17 protein-coding genes are annotated in these 18,048 nt (G+C 69.2%); 10 read left to right on the top strand and 7 right to left on the bottom strand.

The features are described 5' to 3' along the window. Nucleotides 1–53: 53 nt before the first annotated feature. The 4 genes from MHN80_RS19330 to MHN80_RS19315 all read left to right on the top strand — a co-directional run bounded on the left by MHN80_RS19330 (nucleotide 54) and on the right by MHN80_RS19315 (nucleotide 4,701). A complete protein-coding gene (locus MHN80_RS19330; RefSeq protein ID WP_239403062.1) occupies nucleotides 54–1,607 on the top strand; it encodes a succinic semialdehyde dehydrogenase in 1,554 nt (517 codons plus the stop codon). A gap of 120 nt (nucleotides 1,608–1,727) precedes the next feature. Then, a complete protein-coding gene (locus MHN80_RS19325) occupies nucleotides 1,728–2,936 on the top strand; it encodes a sorbosone dehydrogenase family protein (protein WP_239403061.1) in 1,209 nt (402 codons plus the stop codon). Nucleotides 2,937–2,939: 3 nt separating this feature from the next. Further along, a complete protein-coding gene (locus MHN80_RS19320) occupies nucleotides 2,940–3,755 on the top strand; it encodes a cyclase family protein (protein ID WP_239403060.1) in 816 nt (271 codons plus the stop codon). 19 nt (nucleotides 3,756–3,774) lie between these two features. Beyond that, on the top strand, nucleotides 3,775–4,701 hold the full coding sequence (locus MHN80_RS19315; protein WP_239403059.1) for an alpha/beta fold hydrolase: 927 nt from the start codon (nucleotides 3,775–3,777) through the stop codon (nucleotides 4,699–4,701). Here MHN80_RS19315 and MHN80_RS19310 read toward each other — a convergent pair. Together MHN80_RS19310 and MHN80_RS19305 are read right to left on the bottom strand one after the other, a co-directional pair. Continuing rightward, complete coding sequence (locus tag MHN80_RS19310) at nucleotides 4,681–5,385, bottom strand: hypothetical protein (RefSeq protein ID WP_239403058.1); 705 nt, start codon at nucleotides 5,383–5,385, stop codon at nucleotides 4,681–4,683. The two genes, MHN80_RS19315 and MHN80_RS19310, sit on opposite strands and share 21 nt — an antisense overlap. A 99-nt stretch (nucleotides 5,386–5,484) precedes the next feature. Continuing rightward, nucleotides 5,485–6,177, bottom strand: a complete 693-nt coding sequence (locus tag MHN80_RS19305) for a DUF6474 family protein (protein WP_101821810.1) — start codon at nucleotides 6,175–6,177, stop codon at nucleotides 5,485–5,487. Nucleotides 6,178–6,402: 225 nt separating this feature from the next. Here MHN80_RS19305 and MHN80_RS19300 point away from each other — a divergent pair, with 225 nt between their 5' ends. Further along, complete coding sequence (locus MHN80_RS19300) at nucleotides 6,403–8,133, top strand: TM0106 family RecB-like putative nuclease (RefSeq protein ID WP_239403057.1); 1,731 nt, start codon at nucleotides 6,403–6,405, stop codon at nucleotides 8,131–8,133. On the opposite strand, the gene MHN80_RS19295 is transcribed toward MHN80_RS19300, so the two are convergent. After that, complete coding sequence (locus tag MHN80_RS19295) at nucleotides 8,059–9,108, bottom strand: hypothetical protein (RefSeq protein WP_239403056.1); 1,050 nt, start codon at nucleotides 9,106–9,108, stop codon at nucleotides 8,059–8,061. The two genes, MHN80_RS19300 and MHN80_RS19295, sit on opposite strands and share 75 nt — an antisense overlap. Before the next feature lie 293 nt (nucleotides 9,109–9,401). Between MHN80_RS19295 and MHN80_RS19290 the strand changes: the two genes are divergently transcribed. The 3 genes from MHN80_RS19290 (at nucleotide 9,402) to MHN80_RS19280 (ending at nucleotide 11,829) form a co-directional block, all read left to right on the top strand. After that, complete coding sequence (locus MHN80_RS19290) at nucleotides 9,402–9,977, top strand: helix-turn-helix transcriptional regulator (protein ID WP_004021431.1); 576 nt, start codon at nucleotides 9,402–9,404, stop codon at nucleotides 9,975–9,977. A gap of 124 nt (nucleotides 9,978–10,101) precedes the next feature. Then, a complete protein-coding gene (locus MHN80_RS19285) occupies nucleotides 10,102–10,614 on the top strand; it encodes a hypothetical protein (RefSeq protein WP_004021430.1) in 513 nt (170 codons plus the stop codon). Between the two features lie 48 nt (nucleotides 10,615–10,662). Further along, entirely contained in the window at nucleotides 10,663–11,829 is a 1,167-nt protein-coding gene (locus MHN80_RS19280; protein WP_374206395.1) for an MAB_1171c family putative transporter, read from the top strand. A 109-nt stretch (nucleotides 11,830–11,938) separates the two neighbouring features. Here the strand turns inward: MHN80_RS19280 and MHN80_RS19275 are convergent, their stop codons facing one another. The 3 genes from MHN80_RS19275 to MHN80_RS19265 all read right to left on the bottom strand — a co-directional run bounded on the left by MHN80_RS19275 (nucleotide 11,939) and on the right by MHN80_RS19265 (nucleotide 14,203). After that, nucleotides 11,939–12,700, bottom strand: coding sequence for an SDR family NAD(P)-dependent oxidoreductase (locus tag MHN80_RS19275; protein ID WP_239403054.1), 762 nt, complete (start codon nucleotides 12,698–12,700; stop codon nucleotides 11,939–11,941). A 137-nt stretch (nucleotides 12,701–12,837) separates the two neighbouring features. Further along, nucleotides 12,838–13,533 (bottom strand): TMEM165/GDT1 family protein, encoded by a 696-nt coding sequence (locus tag MHN80_RS19270; RefSeq protein ID WP_033204719.1) that lies wholly within the window; start codon nucleotides 13,531–13,533, stop codon nucleotides 12,838–12,840. Between the two features lie 148 nt (nucleotides 13,534–13,681). Next, on the bottom strand, nucleotides 13,682–14,203 hold the full coding sequence (locus MHN80_RS19265; RefSeq protein WP_239403053.1) for a peptidase: 522 nt from the start codon (nucleotides 14,201–14,203) through the stop codon (nucleotides 13,682–13,684). 215 nt (nucleotides 14,204–14,418) lie between these two features. Here MHN80_RS19265 and MHN80_RS19260 point away from each other — a divergent pair, with 215 nt between their 5' ends. Next, the gene (locus MHN80_RS19260) at nucleotides 14,419–16,563 is read left to right on the top strand and encodes an ABC transporter ATP-binding protein (RefSeq protein ID WP_239403052.1); all 2,145 of its coding nucleotides are present in this window, start codon (nucleotides 14,419–14,421) and stop codon (nucleotides 16,561–16,563) included. Continuing rightward, entirely contained in the window at nucleotides 16,560–17,312 is a 753-nt protein-coding gene (locus MHN80_RS19255) for an energy-coupling factor transporter transmembrane protein EcfT (protein WP_004021424.1), read from the top strand. Before MHN80_RS19260 ends, MHN80_RS19255 begins: the two co-directional genes overlap by 4 nt. Nucleotides 17,313–17,381: 69 nt before the next feature. Here MHN80_RS19255 and MHN80_RS19250 read toward each other — a convergent pair whose 3' ends face one another. Continuing rightward, complete coding sequence (locus tag MHN80_RS19250; RefSeq protein WP_004021423.1) at nucleotides 17,382–18,011, bottom strand: superoxide dismutase; 630 nt, start codon at nucleotides 18,009–18,011, stop codon at nucleotides 17,382–17,384. Between the last annotated feature and the right edge of the window lie 37 nt (nucleotides 18,012–18,048).

Raw genomic sequence — 18,048 nt, 5'->3', positions numbered from 1 at the left:
CGATCGTCATCGAACAGAACACCGGATATCCGACAGCGCTGAGGAGCACCGCCATGCCGAAGCCCACCGCCGACCATTTCGCTCGCCTGGGTGCGCTCGTCGCCATCGACGACGCCGCGAGTCGTCCGACGCGCCCCGTTCTGGAGGCGTTCAGCGGGACCGAGATGGCCACCATCCCGGTCGCCACCGCAGACGATCTCGAGGTGGCGGTCGCCCGTGCCCGCCAGGCGCAGCAGGGGTGGGCGGCTCGCACGCCGGCCGACCGCGCCGCGATCATCGACCGTTTCTCCGAGCTGGTCCACTGCAACGCGGCATCGCTGATGGACATCGCCCAGGCCGAGACCGGCAAGGCGCGCATCTACGCGCAAGAAGAGGTCATCGACGTCTCGATCACCGCGCGGCACTACGCGACCAACGGACCCAAGCTGTTGGCCGACCGCAAGGTCAAGGGCATGCTGCCGGGCGCGACGAGCGTACGCGTGCGGTATCTGCCCAAGGGCGTGGTGGGCGTCATCAGCCCGTGGAACTACCCGCTCACGCTGGCGGTGTCCGACGCGGTGGCCGCGCTGATCGCCGGCAACGCCGTGGTCATCAAGCCCGACAGCCAGACTCCGTACTGCGCACTGGCCCTGGCCGAGTTGCTCTACGAGGCAGGTCTCCCGCGCGAGCTCTACGCCGTGGTGCCCGGGCCGGGAGGCGTTGTCGGACAGGCCATCATGGCCTCCACCGACTACGTGATGTTCACCGGTTCCTCGGAAACCGGGGCCACCCTCGCCGAGCAGGCCGGGCGCAGGCTCATCGGATTCTCGGCAGAGCTCGGCGGCAAGAACCCGATGGTGGTCACCGCGAGCGCCGACATCGCCAACGCCGTCCGGGGCGCGGCGCGGGCGGCGTACTCCAACTCCGGGCAGCTGTGCATCTCGATCGAACGGATCTACGTCGACAAGAAGATCGCCGACGACTTCGCCGAGCGGTTCGCCGCGTACGTCTCGACGATGAAGCTGTCGGCCTCCTACGATTTCACCGCCGACATGGGGTCCCTGGCCTCGGCCGCCCAGATCGACACCGCCGAGGCGCACGTGGAGGATGCGGTCGCCAAGGGTGCCAAGGTACTGGCCGGCGGCAAGCGACGCGCCGATCTGGGGCCGTTCTTCTTCGAGCCGACGGTCCTCACCGACGTCACCGACGACATGGTGTGCTTCGCGAACGAGACCTTCGGACCCGTCGTCTCGATCTACCCGGTGGACTCCACCGACGAGGCGATCAAGCTCGCCAACGACACCGACTACGGTCTGAACGCCAGTGTCTTCGCCGGGAGCAGTGCCGAGGCGCAGCAGGTCGCCGAGCAGCTCCGGGCCGGGACGGTCAACATCAACGAGGGTTACGCGGCGGCGTGGGCGTCGACGGCGGCTCCGATGGGCGGCATGGGCATCTCCGGAGTGGGACGCCGCCACGGCGACGAGGGTCTGCTGAAGTACACCGAGCCCCAGACCATCGCCGAGCAGCGCTTCATCGGCATCGACCGCATGCCGGTGGTCCCGACGAGCATCTACCGCGCCATCACCCCGACCGCGGTCCGCGCGCTCAAGTACCTGCCCGGCCGCTAGGAGCAGAGGAGACGCCCGCGAGCTCGCTCCTCCGGCACGTACCGGCCCGGCGAGACGCCGGATGTCCTGCCCGATCGGTGTGAGCGTGGTTACGGTAGCCCTGTGACCCGGAGCCCCCGCATGCGCAGAGACCCCGTAACCCGATCCCGCCGGACGCGTCTGGGGGTGCTGACCGCGGCCGTCTCGGCTGCCCTCGTCGGCGCCCTGGTGTCCGCGCCCGCCGCCGACGCGGCACCCGCACTGCGGGTGACCACCGTCGCCGACGGACTGAGCATCCCGTGGGGCGTCGTGGTGGCCCCGGACGGAACAGTGCTGACCGGAGAGCGGTCGGGACGGTTCGTCGCAGTCCGCCCGGGCGGGCAGCGGGTGAACGTCCGCGCCGACCTGTCGCGCATCTTCGCGCAGGGCGAGTCCGGGCTGATGGGCCTCGCGATCGATCCGCGATTCGAACAGACCCGCCGCGTGTACTCGTGCCAGGCGGAGGCAACCGTGCCGGGTGCGCCGGGGGCGCCCGGTTCGCTGTCGAACATCCCGATCGAGTTCCCGCAGACCGGTCAGACCATCCAGGTCGTGTCCTGGCGGGTCGGCGCCGACTGGACCCAGATGGCCCGTGAACGCACTGTGCTGAGCGGGATCCCGGTCAACTCGTCGGGGCGGCACGGCGGTTGTGGTCTCGCGGCCACCGGGGACAGCCTCTGGGTCGGAACCGGCGACAATGCCACCCCGTGGATTCCGCAGTCCCGGACCTCGCTGGGCGGCAAGGTGTTGCACATCAAGCTCGACGGGACGCCCGCTCCGGGAAATCCGAACCCCCGCAGTCCGATCTACAGTCTCGGGCATCGCAACGTGCAGGGTGTGGCGGTCCAACCCGGTACGGGTCGCGTGTACGCCATCGAGCAGGGCACGACCCGCGACGACGAACTCAACCGGATCGTCGCCGGCGGCAACTACGGATACAAGCCCGACCGCCTGCCGGTGATCTACGACGAGTCGGTGCCGATGACCGATCCCGTCCGTGTCCCGGGTGCGATCGGTCCGGTGTGGAGTTCGGGCGACCAGACGATCGCCCTCCCGGGTATCGCCTTCCTGCCCGACACAGGGTGGGGCGAGTACAGCGGCGGTCTCGTGCTCACGGCGCTCAAGGGCAAACGACTGGTGTTCCTGAAGCTCTCCGATGACGGGCGACGCGTGGTGTCGGAGACCGAGGCCTTGAAGGACGCCCACGGCCGTCTGCGCGGGGTGGCCGTCGCCCCCGACGGCTCCCTGGTCCTGACGACCAGCGACGGTGAGGGTTCGGATCGCATCCTGCGCGTGCGCTGGAACGGCTGAGCCGTGTGCGACGACGCGATCGTCGGACATGCCCACGACGAAGCCCGTCGGATGTCTCGTCGAACCGCGCTGAGGGTTGCTGCCGGTGTGGCGACCGGGATCTCGGCGTCCATGGCGGCCGGAACCGCCCTGGCTGCCCCCTCGCGTGGCGCGCCGGGCGGCGCGGCAGTCGGCCGGGTCGTCGACCTCACCCACACGCTGTCGCCGTCGTTCCCGGTGTGGCCGGGTAATCCGCCCATGGTCTCGGTCCCGACGTCCCGTGTGCGGGGCAGAGATTCGGGCTTCTCGACCAACTGGGTCTCGTTCGCCGAGCACACCGGTACCCACGTCGACGCCCCTGCCCACAAGATCGGGCGCGGGATCACCGTCGACCGCATCGACCCGGCCGACCTCGTGGCACCTCTGGTGGTGATCAGCATCGAGACGAGGGCACGTCGTGACCGGCGGGCCCAGTTGACCGAACGTGATGTCGCGGAATGGGAATCGACTCACGGGCCGATCCCTCGCGGCGCGCTGGTCGCGTTGCACACCGGGTGGCGACCACGCACCGGCGGTGCGGATGCCGCCGGGTTCTCGCCGTCCGCGGTCGGCATGCTCGTGACCGAGCGGGGGGCCGTGGCCATCGGGACCGATACGCTCAGCGTCGACATCCGCGGCGCCACCGGTGCCCACACCGCGATCCTCGGCAGCGGACGATACGCCGTCGAGGCGATGGCGAACCTGGAAACCGTTCCGGCGCAGGGTTCGACGGTGGTCGTCGGCGCGCCGACGTTCGCCGGCGGCACCGGCGGTCCGGCGCGGGTACTCGCGCTGGTGTGAACCGACAGGAAGGTCATCGATGACCACACGCCTCACCCGATTCGGTCGCGGACCGTACACCTTCGATGTCATCGACGCCGGACCGGCAGACGGGGAACCGATCGTGCTGCTGCACGGTTTCCCCCAGCGGGCCTCGTGCTGGGAGCTCGTTGCACCGATATTGCACGACAAAGGGTTTCGGACACTCGCGCCGGACCAGCGCGGCTATTCGCCCGGCGCGCGGCCCGCGCGGCGACGGGATTACTCACAGGGGGAGCTGGTGTCCGATGTGCTCGCCCTGCTCGACTCTGCCGACATCGAGCGAGCGCACCTCGTCGGCCACGACTGGGGTGCGATCGTCGGGTGGACGGCGGCGGCGCATCATCCCGACCGGGTCGAGACGCTCACCGCCCTGTCCGTCCCGCACGCCGGGGCGTTCATGCGTGCCATGCCCCGGGGCCAGATTCTCCGGTCCTGGTACATGGCCGCCTTTCAGATTCCGGTGCTGCCGGACAAGCTCCTCGGCTGGGCGATGCGGACACAACCGGATTTCGGGGAGCGGATGGGACTCCCGCAGCCGTTCGCATCGCGGGTGGCAACCGAGATCGGTGACCACGGTGCATTGCCCGGCGCGCTGGGGTGGTATCGCGCGATGTTCCTGCCGGACAAGCGGTCCGCGCCACGACCGGTCCGTGTCCCGACCACTTTCGTGTGGGGTGACGCCGATGTCGCGATAAGCGGGGCCGCGGCCCGGTTGTGTTCGGGCTGGGTGGAGGCGAACTACGAGTTCATCGCTCTTCCGGGCGCGGATCACTGGCTGCCGGAGGCGCACCCCGACGAGGTCGCGGCCGCGATCATCGCCCGAGTCGGCCGCCCGTACACCGGTTCCGGCGCAGCGGGTTCGGTGCGGTCACACGGACCGGGTGCGGCCTCGGCGGACGAGACGTCAGCGCAGGATACGGCGTAACACGACGAAGACGATCAGCGCGACCGCGGCCGCCAGCCCGGCGAATGCGGGCGTCAGGTTGGTGGTCGGGGCTTCAGTCGGGGAGCCCGAGCGCAACTGTGCGAAAGTCGCTCGGGCAGCGTCTGATTCGGCGACCACATCGACCGGCGGATGTGCCGGCGGAGCCGAGGGTGTGGGCGGGGTGGCGGGGCGGGGGGTGGACGTCGGCTCCGGGGAACGGGTCACCGGCGGGGCGGGAGGAGACGCCGGGGTCGGGGCAGGCACCTGGGGCGCTTCGGGTTCGGGTGCCGCAGCCTGCGATTCCGGCACGGGCGGCGCCGACTTGGCCGGTGCCTTCTTCGGTGGCGCCTTCTTGGCGGCCGACTTCTTCGCCGGTGCGACGCCCGCTGCCTTCTTCGCCGGACTCTTCTTGGCCGGCGCCTTGGCCGGAGGTGTCTTCTTGGCGGCCTTCTTCGGCGGGAGCTGGTCGCCGCCGGACTCCGCGGCCGCCGTCTCCGGTGTGGTCTTCTTCGCGGGCGCCTTCTTGGCCGGCTTCTTCGCTACCGGCTGCTCGGGCGCGGGCGCCGGAGCGTCGGGTGAGCTGCTGGACCCGGGATCGCCCGGTGTGGCGATCGGGAACAGTGCCTGCTCGTCGCGGTTCGGGTCATCGTCGGACGGTGTGACGTTCGGATCCGGCTCGGTCATTCGGCGCTCCCTCGCAAGTGTCCGGCACGCGCTCGGAAACCACTCCGCGGCGCGACCCGTTTGGGGCCATCTTAGTCGTTGTGTTCCCTGGGATTCGTGTCAGGAACGGACGCCGAGCCGGGCCAGGATGTCGGCGTCGACGGCCTCGAGCTCGTCGGCGATGGCCTTGTGGGCGGTGCGACGCTGACCGGCCGACATCGTCTCGGCGGTCTGTACCGCGATGTCGAGGTTGTCGAGACGCTTGGTCATCGCGGCGACGAAGTCCTTGGCATCGGCACTGGTGTCCTGGCCCACGACCTTCTCCAGGGCCGTGCGGGTGGTGGCGATGCGCGCGGACAGGGCGGCGCCGTGACCGCTGAACTGGCGCAACACTTCCGGCGAGACCCCGGCACGACTCGCCTGTAGCGTCGAGAGCTGCTCGCGACCGGCGACCGCGGCCCGGTAGACGACGGGTACGGCGATCGGCGCCACGAGTCGCGCGACGGTGAGGTAGCGCTTCACACTGGCCGGGCTGAGCGCCTTCGCGTCGGCAGCCGCCTGTGCCTCGACGGCGAACTTCTTCGCCTCGGCCTTGCTCACCTTCGTCTGGGACTTGGCGAGCTGCTTGGCGGTCTTGCGCTCGGCCTTCATCTCCTTCTGGAAGTACTTGTGCTCGTTCTTGCGTCGAGCCTTGTGTTCCTTGCGCCGCGACTTGGCGTCGAACTTCGCCTCCAGCTTGGCTTTGGCCTTGAGGGCCTTGGCCTCTGCCTTGCGCTGCGCTCGAGTCGTACCGTCGGACGAGAACAATCCCATCGAATGCCCTTTCGCTGGTGGCGAGAAGACCGCAGTCGACCCCCGGCCCGCTCTCGTTCCGCTCCCGGCGCCGGTCGACCGGCTCGCTGCCCGCGTCCGGCGCCGCACTTCCGTGGCCCCGCTCGCATCGCTCCCGGCGTCAGGTGCGCGTGATAACAAGTACAAGCATGACATGTGGTTGTAATTGACCATGTGTCTCCTCTGCCCGAGCCAGGAAGGGATGGCGTGGCCCCTGTCGTGTTGTCGCCGCGCGACCTCGCCGGCTGCGAGCACCGCGTGGCCCTCGACTTCGCCCACGCCCGGCGTCCCGCCGACGAGCCCGACCCGCCCGGTGTGCAGCGCCGGAAGGAGGCTGCCGCCGATCATCGCGCTGCGATCCGCGAACTGCTCCGAGGCGTGCACAGCGATCAGCCCGGGGTCTTCGTGGTCGTCGACCCCGACGCGAGCGCATCGGACCGCGTCGCGGCCACGCTGCGAGCCTGCGATGACGGCGCCGGATGGATCTGGAACGCGACGCTGCCCATCGACGAGGCGCACGGGCGGCGCGGCCACTCGGAGTTGCTGGTCCGGGTGGGTGACGGATACATCCCGGTCATCGTCGTGAACCACCGGGTCAGCCAACCCGCGAAGTCGGCGCCAGACCCGGACGGACGCCCGACCGGCCTGGTGACGAGTCCGTTCTGGACGTGGGCGCCGAGCCCCGATCCCTACCGGACCGGCCGGCCCAACCGCCGGGACAACCTCCGCCTGGCCCAACTCACCGCCATGCTCGTCGAGATCGGCCGGGCGTCGTCGACCGACACCGCGGATCTCCGCGGCGGGATCATCGGGGTGGACGCCGACTGCATCGTCGTCCTGGACACCGGTGCGATGCTCGACGACTATTCCGCCGTCCTCGAGCGACGACTGGCGGTCGCCGCGGGCACGATCCCGACCGAGCCCCGGCGGATCAGCGAATGCCGATCCTGCCCGTGGTGGGTGCGCTGCGGACCCGAGCTGGAGGAGAAGCGCGACGTCAGTCTGGTGGCGTCCGGCAACCAGGGAACGGTGCTGATCGACGCCGGGATCACGACGATCGATCAGCTCGCCGCCCAGCGCGGGGCACCCCCGGAGGGGTGGCCGGGTGGCGTGCGGTTCGGCGACGCGGTCGTCAACGCGATCGCGTGGCTGACCGGCACCGAACTCGTACGCCGTGTCGACTCGCCCCGGGTCCACCGCGCCGACATCGAGATCGACGTCGACATGGAGAGCTACGGCGAGCACGGGGCGTATCTGTGGGGAACGCTTCGCACCGACACCACCGATCCGTCGGTACCCGTGGAGTACCGCCCGTTCGTCACCTGGGATCCGCTGCCCACCCGCGACGAGGCGCGGTCCTTCGCCGAGTTCTGGGTATGGCTGATGGCCGAACGGGCTGCGGCGCGGGACGCCGGAAAGACTTTCGCGGCCTACTGCTACTCGCAGCAGGCGGAGAATCGGTGGCTTCTGGGTTCCGCGGACCGCTTTCCGGACGAACCGGGCATGCCGACCCGTGCCGAGGTCCAGGCCTTCATCGGGTCGTCGGAGTGGGTGGACATCTACGAGGCCGTGGGCGAGAACTTCATCTGCCCCCGTGGCAAGGGACTGAAACGGGTGGCGCCGGTCGCGGGTTTCTCGTGGCGCGATGAGGATGCGAGCGGCGAGGCGTCGATGGAGTGGTATCGGGCGGCCGTGGCGCTCGGCGGCGGGCGCCCCGACGCCGGTCAGCGCCGGCGCCTCCTCGAGTACAACGAGGACGACGTCCGGGCCACAAAGGTCTTGCGCGAGTGGATGGCCGACGGCGCGGCCACGCAGGTACCGCATGAGCGCGAGCTGCTCGAGCGGTTCCCGGACGGGAACAACTCAGGGGCGCATGGACCGCAACGAGTCGAGGAACGACCCGCTGCCGAACAGGGCGACGGCGCCCAGCAGGAGTAGCGCACCGGGCGCCACCCCGAGCACGAATTTCCGCATCGACGTCAGTGTCGAGTCGTCGGGCGCCCCCGACGACGCCTGAGGCGGGCCCGCCGGTGGCAGCGGGGCACCTGCGACCGTCTGCGACTCGTCGGTGTCGTCAGATGAGTCGTCGGGGTCGGCCTCGGCTTCCGGTCGGCCGGCACCCGACTCGCCCGCCGAACCGGCGGACGGGGTCGATCCGGACGTCCCTGCCGAACCGCCGCCGCTCGGCGGGGCGACCGACGGTACGTCGCCGATCGCCGGCCCGGTGCCGGACGGAACACCTGCAGGATCAGACCCGCCCGCACCGCCGTCCGGCGTCGACGTGGCGGCCTCCGGCATGCGGCGGCCGCGGATGATGACGCCGTCCTCGCCGTCGCCTGCGGATGACGTCTGGGGTTCGGTGGTCGTCGGGTCCGGATCATCGGACGTCGTTGTCGTCGTTGTCGTCGTTGTCGTCGTTGTCGTCGTGTCGGTGGTGTCCGTGGTCTCGGTGGTGGTCGGGTCCGATGTCTCGGTCGTGGGGGTCGACGGTCCGCATCCACAGGGATGGAACGGCGACGAGGGCCCGTCCGTGGTTTCCGGATCGGTGGTCTCCGTATCGGTGGTCTCGGGATCGGTGGTGCCGCCGTCGGTCGAGTCCGAGTCGGAGGTCTCGGACTCATCGGTCGCCGAGGACCCGGATTCGTCGGAGTCGGTGCCGGTGCCGGTGCCGTCATCGTCGTCGGTGGCGTCGAGGACCGAGTCCGAATCCGCACCCGTCGAATCCGCCGAGTCGGACCCCGCCGAGTCGGACCCCGCCGAGTCGGACCCCGCCGAGCCGGGGTCCGACGGCGCGGGCGATGCGACCCCGGGCGCCAGGACGATGAACGCGATCGCGGCGATCACGACGACGAGGACGGCGAGTCCGCGCGGCCTGGGACGGGCGCCGGGGTCAGACGGGAGACGGTGGGTCATTCTTCGTCAGGCGTACAGTCGGTGGGGAGAGACAACGCCGCTGAACCCGCGCAGCACACCGCCACACGCCCCGCGCCGGAGCCGAATGTTCACCTGCCGGATCCGTGTCGGCAACCGATAACCCCCAAGAATGTGAAGAACGCCACACTAACGATCGTTACACCATCTTCACAGGTGATACGCGCCGAGCGCGGCAGTCCGGTACTTTCTGAGCGTACCGATCGTTGCGACGGCCGTGTGCAGCGGGCTTTAATGCTTGCAAATTCAAATTTTGCGTTTCGGAGAAGATTGTCATGACTTCAGGAGGGGCGGAGAAGCCTATGGGCGACACCGGACGCACCGACTCCGATCGTTCGAGGACGACGGACACGGATGCTCTCGACCCCGGGCTGTTCGCCCGGCGGCTCGAGGAACTGTTCCGGACTGTTCCTGGTCCGAACGGTAGGGCGTACAGCGCGAAAGCGATCGCGGCTCGATCGACCGAGCGGGGGTTCCGGCTCGGCGAGTCGTATCTGAGCCAGCTGCGATCGGGGAAGGCCAAGTCCCCGTCGTTCCGCACGGTGGAGGGCATCGCGGCCGCTTTCGGGGTCGATGTGCATTATTTCCTCGAGGACCGGGCGGCGCAGCGCACTCGCGACGAGATCGATCTGATGCGGTTGCAGGCCGACACGAACGTCCAACTGGCGGCATTCCGGCTGGCCGGACTCTCGAGCGATTCCGTCACGGTGGTCAACGAGTTGATCAAGGTGCTCCGGGAGCAGCAGGGTCTGCCCAAGGATCCGCCGGACGTCATCGCGGCCGGACTCGGTGACAGCAAGCCGTCGGCCGATTCACGTCTGCGGGTCGTCGGGGACAACAGCGACGACTGACCGTAGCCGGGGCGTTCGCAGAGCCTGATCGTCCGGACCGAGGGGTGTCGGCCCGGACAGGCCAGTGACGTCGATCGCTGCGGGTGGATCGCGGCGTCGTGAGTGCTCATGATTCGATGAGGCCATGCGTCGATCAGAGCGCGCATTGCGTACGTTGTGCCGGACCACGTTGAAGGGGCTCGATCTCGATCTGCCCCTCGACGTCACTCAGCTGTGCGAACGGTACGGCGATCGCCGCGGTCGGCCCATCCGGCTGATCGCGCATCCGCTGCCCGCGGGTGTCCCCAACGGCATCTGGTTGGCCGCCACCGATGCGGATTACTTCTTCCACCAGGCCGAGACGTCACGGCTGCACCGCGATCAGATCGTCATCCACGAGTTCGGCCATCTGATCGCCGGCCACCAGGTTCTGGGTGAGGCCTCGGCACAGGGCATCGCCGCCCTCACGCAGGACGAGTCCACGGCCGCGCTCCGGCGCACGTGCTATTCCGACGACGCCGAGTGGGAAGCCGAGATGCTGGCCTCGCTGATCCTCGGTTGGGCCGAGGACGCCAGTACCGGCGTCGGGAGCACCGCGTCGCACGACGAACTGCGCGGGTTGCAACGGCTCCTCGGTGGACATCGTGGGTGGTTGTGACGTGCCCGCCGGTTGCGACCGCGCTGAGAATGTGAGTCCCTGTTGGGCGTGATCACTGTCGCGGGCGGGGGCCCGACGGTCAACCTGTCGTCCGGGGTCGACGTCGGCATCGGCGCGGTCAACGCGGTCGCCGCCGTCGTCTTCGCCTTCGCCTTCTGCTGGCGCCTCGATCAGATCCGGCGCGGCGGGTGGGGGCTGCAACCGCTCGCGATGATGGTGGCCGTCGCGGCGCTGACCCTTGCGTTCGTCGTCGTCGACGAGTCGGTCGCCGACGTGTTGAACGAAGTGGGCTTTGCCGGTCTGTCCCGGATGGCGTTCTACGCCCTCCTGGCCATCGGGGTGGCGGCGCTCGTGGTGGTGTTCTTCTTCCCCGGGCAGGTCACGCGTGAACGCCGGGCCGGCTGGGAGGCGCTGCCACTGGTGATGGCACTCGTCGGGCTGCAGGTGACCATGCTGGTCATCCCGGTCGAGATCCGCACCGCGACCATCGACGAATGGACCGTCCAGAACTGGGGTTTCGCACTCTTCATGCTGATCGCGAGCGGATACCTGACGTACGGCTTCATCGCATGCGTCAACAGTGTCCGCAAGTTCTATGCCACCGCGGATGGTTATCTCCGTGTGTCCCTTGGTCTTCTGATGACCGGCCTGACCTGCTTGGCGATCGGCGCCGTCTGTCAGATCGTCTTCGTGGTCGTCTCCGCGACGAATGTCGTTCGGTCACCGTGGCTTCTGACGACGAACCGGGTCGTCGCCGTCGTCGGTGCCGTCGCATTCCTGATGGGGATCAGTTATCCGATGATCTACGCGCGGATTCAGACGGTCGCCGCGAACCGGCGTCGCCGACGCCTCGACACCGAACTCCTACCCCTGTGGCGGCTGGTGACCGATGCCGTGCCGGAGGTGGTCCTGCCCGACGCCGGGCGTCTGGCGCCGACCACACGTCTGCATCGGCGCGTCGTCGAGACCCGAGACGCGCTGACCCAGTTGAGTCCTCGGATTCCCGCGGTGTTCGGTTATGCCGAACCCGCGGTGCAGGCGAGGTTGCTGCGGGCCGCCGTCGCCGAGCACGATCCGCGTGACGGAACGGGCGGCACCGTCCGGGATCTGGCCCCGGCCGAGGGGGACGGACTGGAGGCCGACGCCGCACCGCTGATCCGGCTGGCCCGTGCGCTGGCGACGCCACAGGCCGTCGAGGAGCCGGCCGGTCGATGATCGGCCGGCCGGCTCTCACGCGACGGAGTCGCTCAGGTCAGCCGCGACGGAGTCGCATGGATCAGCCGCGACGGAGTCGCACGGATCAGCCGCGACGGAGTCGCATGGATCAGCGCGGCGCCATGCGGATCGCACCGTCCATGCGGATGGTCTCGCCGTTGAGATAATTGTGCGCGACGATGAACTCGGCGAGCTGTGCGTACTCGTCGGGTTCGCCGAGACGCTGTGGGAACGGGATGCCCTCGGCGAGGGTCTTCTGGAACTCGGGGGTGACGCCCGCCAGCATCGGGGTGCTGATGGTTCCGGGGGCGATGGTGCACACGCGCACGCCGACCCGCGCGAGGTCGCGCGCTGCGGAGATGGTCATCGCGTGCACGCCGCCCTTCGACGCCGCGTACGCGATCTGCCCGATCTGGCCTTCGAAGGCAGCCACCGACGCGGTGTTGATGATGACGCCGCGCTGGCCGTCGCCGTCGATCGTGGACTCCTCCTGCATACGGTTGGCGGCCAGTCGCATGACGTTGAAGGTGCCGACCAGGTTGATGTCGATGACCTTGCGGAAGAGGTCGAGTTCGTGCGGGCCCTTCTTGCCGAGGATTCGTGCGGCCCAGCCGACGCCGGCGCAGTTGACCGCGACGCGCAGCGGCGCACCGGATTCGACGATGGTGTCGATGGCGGCCTGGACCTGGGTCTCGTCGGTGACATCGGCGGCGACCAGCGTGACTCCGTCGGTGGGCGCGGCCTTGTCGATCGAGGCCTGCAGGTCGAGACCGAAGACCTGGGCGCCGGCTGCGGCGAAACGCCGTGTGGTGGCTGCGCCGAGGCCCGAAGCCCCGCCGGTGACCAGTACGGAAGCGCCTGAAACGTCCATGTGTGAAGTGATCCTTTCGCGGTACCCGACCCGTTCTCCTGCCGGCCGCGTCACCGTCGTCGGCGACGCCGCTCCGGCTCATGCTGCAGTTTCACGATAGTCAGGTGCCGGAAACGGCCCTCGATCAGCCCTCTGTTTTACCGAACGAGCGCTCGGGCGCTGTCCTGAGTGCGGAGTCGGGTCTCGCGGCGGATCAAGACGACGCCGACGCCGGTGATGACCACGACCGCGCTGAGGGTGCCGGCGATCACGGGTACCGATGCACCGATCAGACCGTCGGCGATGAGCCAGGCCGCGAAGGCGAAGAACAGAACGGCCGCCCCGATGGCGATGACCCGCTCGGGGAGGTGACGGCCCAGCAGCACGCCCACGCCGATGGCGAGCGCGTCGGCGGCGACCATGCCGAGCGTGGACCCGATCCAGACCCCGAGCCAGTCGTTGTCCGTGGCGAGCGTGATGGTCGCGAGCATGGTCTTGTCGCCGAGTTCGGCGAGGAAGAACGCCGACATGACCGCGAAGAACACCGAGGCGCCCACGCGAGTCGCACGGCTGGACTCCTCGTCGTCGAGCCGGTCGCCGCGGAGGGTCCACAGACCGAAGACCAGCATCGCCAGTCCGGCGAGGATGGTCAGGAGCGCGGTGGGTATGGACAGCCCGAGGAAGTGGCCGAAGAAGACGGAGACGGCGTGGACAGCGGTGGTGGCCACGGTGATCGCGAGGAGGATGACCCACCAGCGGTAGCGCAGGGCATAGGTCATCGCCATCAGCTGTGACTTGTCACCGAGCTCGGCAACGAAGATCACGCCGAAGCTCAGGAGCAGGGCGGCAATCACGGACGCCAGGTTAGTCAGGGCTAACTCGCGGGCGCAACTCGTCGAATGGCCGTATTTTCCCAGGTAGGGCCATCAAAAACGGATGTTCGGGTGGCCGTAATCCGGTGCCCGGGAGCCCGTCGGAACGGCTTCGGGGAGCCGCCCCGCCCTACGCTGCGAGAAGCATCGCGAGCACCGCCGTGTCGGGGTCGGCGTTGGGGTCGATGCCCACCTGGTTGCGGAGGTTGACCACCGTCCCGTCGGCCTCCGCCTCGGCCCAGCCGGCCCGGTGCTCGAGCCCGAGTTCGGGGAGACCGGGCAGCAGTACACACCCGGAGGCGACCTGCGAGCATTCGGGCAGCGACGGGCGCGTCTGCGAGGGCGGGTGCAGCATGACCAGCGCCGGCGGGTTGTTCAGAAACCGTCCCGCTTCGACGAAACTGTCGTCGACGACGTTCCCGATCGCGACCATCATGCCGACGGTGTCCGCCTCACCCGGTTCGGGACGCTGCTCGACCACGCCGAAGATCGTCGTCGTGGGTAGGAAGCCCGGCCGGCAGGCGATGCGGACCGATGCGACGAGTGTCTGCGTCCACTCGAGCGTCGACTCCGGCCACCGGCCGGAGATGAGAATCCCGTTCAGGGTGCCGTCGTGCTGGAACGGGGTGAGGCCGATCGGAATCGATTGCATCTTGTCCTCCTCCGACCCGGGTGAGACCTCGCCGCCGACCCACGGACTGGGGATCGGCGACCGAGCCGGGTGAGAAGACCATCCACCCGCCGCGCGACGTCGACAACTCGAATCACCGTGTTGTGATGGATCTTTAACATGCGAACGACCGACAGCCGCGGTCCGGGGACGCTGCGCCCGCCGGTGGGGAGCGCGACACCAGGCACACTGGACCGGTGAAGAACTCGCCCCCGCTGCGACCCATGGAGTTCGCGTCCGTCGCGATCTTCGGCGGACTGACCGTCGCGGCGGTGGTCATCGCGTCGGTCATCCCGCTGGCCCAGGCGGCCGGACTGCTCGCCCCGGTGCCGCTCGCCCTCATCGCGGCGCGCACCAGGCCGCGGGCCCTGCTCACCGCCACGGTGGCCACCACCGCCGTGGCGTTCGCGATGGCGGGGACCGGCGCGATGGCAACCGTCCTGGGTTCCGCGCTGGTCGGTGGGCTCGTCGGTGACATCAAGCGTCGTGGCCGGGGGATCGGCGTGCTCGGGGTGGCCACCCTGGTCGCGTCGCCGCTGCTGGGCGGGATCTCCGTGCTGATCCTGCTCGTGCTGGTGCCCCTTCGTGAACTGACGATCGAGGCGATGACCAACTCCATCCACGGTGTCGCGAAATGGTTGCACGGATGGGGCCCGACCGGGGGCGTCGCCGACGGGCTCGACGCCATGAGCCGGAGCATCGCCGACCACTGGTGGGCGTGGGTCTGGGTGTCCGGGACCGTCGGCACCGCGATCTCGCTTCTCGTCGCGTGGTGGATTCTCGGTTCCGTCATCAGCCGGTTGCGTGATGTGCCGAGCGAGGACACGCTCGACGCCGCCACGTCGGGATTCGCGGCGGCCACCGCTGCCGGCGTACCCCGTGATGCGGGCATCGCGCCACTTCCCGTGGTCTTCGAACGTGTCGGATTCGCTTATGCGCCCGAGGCCCGCCCGGTACTCCACGAGATCGACCTGCGGATCGACCCGGGTGAGTTCGTCGCGGTCGTCGGCGCCAACGGCTCGGGGAAGTCGACGCTGGCGAAGATCCTCGCCGGTCGCCACCCGTCGACGGGCACGGTCCGTCGGCCGGGTCTGCCGGGGCTGGGCGCGCGCGGCGGGACCGCTCTCGTCCTGCAGCGGCCGGAGATCCAGATGTTGGGCTCGCGTGTCGCCGACGACGTCGTGTGGGGTCTGCCGCCCGGCGTCGACGTGGACGTCGAGGCGCTGCTCGCCGAGGTCGGACTCGACGGCCTCGGCGACCGGGAGACCACGGACCTGTCGGGCGGTCAGCAGCAACGGCTGGCGATCGCCGGGGCGCTCGCCCGTGACCCGCAACTCCTCATCGCCGACGAGGTGACCTCGATGGTCGACCCGGAGGGTCGGGGACAACTGCTGGCCCTGCTCGCGGCTCTACCGCCGCGCCGGGGAATCGCCGTCGTGCTGGTCACCCACCGCGGCAGTGAGGCGGCCGCGGCCGATCGGGTGATCCACCTGGCCGCGGGTCGACTGGTGCCGCACGCGCCGGACTGGATGCCGAGTCCCGACGCCGACCTGGCGGCGCCGGCGCAGACACGTCCCTCGACGCCTTCGGCGCCGACCTCGCGGATCGGCGGGCCGCTTCTCGTTCTCGACCAGGTGGGCTACGCCCACCTCCCCGGGTCTCCGTGGGAGGTCGTCGCGCTGCATGACATCTCGCTGACGGTCTACCGCGGCGAGGGGCTCCTCATCGTCGGCGGCAACGGATCGGGCAAGACCACTCTCGCGTGGATCATGGCGGGGTTGCTCACGCCCGGGACCGGAACGTGCCGTCTGCTGGAGATCCACGAGAAGATCAACCCCGGAGCCGGTTTCGACGCCGGCACACCGATGACCGACCGTGTCGGTGCGGTGGGGCTGGGATTCCAGCATGCGCGCCTGCAATTGCAGAAGGTCACCGTCGCCGACGAGATCATGGCCGCGGGTGGCGAAAAGGTGGGCACCGCGGAGGTCGCGCGCGTCCTCGAACTCGTGGGGCTGCCCCGCCAGATGGCGGCGACCAAGGTCGATGCGCTGTCGGGTGGGCAGATGCGCCGCGTCGTGCTGGCCGGTCTCATCGCGCGCCGCCCCGACCTGCTCGTCCTCGACGAACCGCTGGCCGGTCTCGATCCACCCGCTCGCGAGGAGATCGTCGCGCTTCTGGCTCGACTGCGCGCCGACGGGATGACCATCGTGATCATCTCCCACGACTTCGAATCGCTCGACTCGGTCTGTACGCGCCGGGTCCGACTGGTGGACGGCCGTCTGCTGCCCGATTCGCACCTGATGATCGACCAGGCTCCCGGCTGGGATGGAGAAACCCGATGACGATGCGTACCGTCCCGCTGCGGCAGGTGCCGGGCGACTCGTTCGTGCACCGCCTGTGGGCGGGTACCAAGCTCGTGATCGTCCTCATCCTCGGGATCATGACCTGGGTGCTGCCGTCGTGGCCTGCGCTCGGGATGGTCGCCGCGGTGGTCGTGATCACCGCGCTCGTCGCGGGAATCCCGTTGGGCGCCATACCTCGTCCGCCGTGGTGGTTCTGGGGACTGATCGGCATCGGTGTCGCGTTCAACGTGTCGTTCGCCGGCATTCCCGGCGCCCTGGTGTTCCTGCGCGCGATCACTCTCGCACTCGTCCTCGTCGCGAGTTCGATCCTCGTCATCTGGACCACGCCCATGGCGGATGTGGCGCCCGCGCTGGCGCGGCTGATGCGCCCACTGCGGTGGTTCCGGCTGCCCGTCGACGAGTGGGCGGTCGCGATCGCGTTGTGCCTCAGGGGTCTTCCGCTGCTGATCGAAGAGTTGCGCATGCTGCGGGCGGCACATCGACTGCGTCCGACGGCCAAGGGGCGTAGCGACCACCCGTCGGCGGAGATGGGGATCATGGATCTGATCACCGCGGCGATGTCGTCGGCGCTCCGACGCAGCGCCGAGATGTCCGAGGCGATCACCGCCCGCGGCGGTACCGGCCGCCTCACCGCCCATCAGGCCGGCCCGGGTCGCGCAGATGTGGTGGCGCTCATCGTCATCGGCTTGGCCTGCGCGGTCGCCATCACGGTCACGCTCGTACTGTGAGGGCGGGGACACACACGGCGCCGGCCACCCGAAGGTGACCGGCGCCGTTGATGTTTCGGCGAACCGGGGTCAGGCCGGGACGACCAGTCCGCTGCCCTGGCTCTTCGCGCGGGCGAGACGCTCGTTGGCGTCGGCCCAGTTCACGACGTTCCACCACGCCTTGACGTAGTCCGGCTTGACGTTCTGGTAGTCCAGGTAGAAGGCGTGCTCCCACATGTCGAGCATGACGACCGGGATGATGGCGGCGGGGATGTTGCCGCTCTGGTCGGTCAGCTGCAGGATGACGAGCTTGCCGCCGATGGTGTCGTAACCCAGGATCGCCCAGCCCGACCCCTGAAGGGTGGTGGCTGCGGCGGTGAAGTGGGCCTTGAACTTGTCGAAGCCACCGAACTGCTCGGTGAGGGCGGCCGCGAGGTCGCCGTCGGGCTCGCCACCGCCGTTGGGCGACAGGTTCTTCCAGAAGATGGAGTGGTTGGTGTGACCGCCCAGGTGGAACGACAACGTGGCGGAGAGTCCGTAGACCTTGCCGGCGATGCTGTCGTCGTCGCGGGCCGCGGCCAGCTTCTCCAGGGTGTCGTTGGCGCCCTTGACGTAGGTGGCGTGGTGCTTGCTGTGATGGAGCTCCATGATCCTGCCGGAGATGTGCGGTTCCAGTGCCGCGTAGTCGTAATCGAGATCCGGCAAGGTGTATTCAGCCACGATGTTCCTCTCTGAGGTGCTACTCGTTTTCCCTGTC

The sequence above is a fragment of the Gordonia sp. McavH-238-E genome (assembly GCF_022348225.1).
Classification (GTDB): Bacteria; Actinomycetota; Actinomycetes; order Mycobacteriales; family Mycobacteriaceae; genus Gordonia; species Gordonia terrae.
Note: the sequence above shows the minus strand (reverse complement) of the source record. Positions and strands in the feature narration are given on the sequence as shown.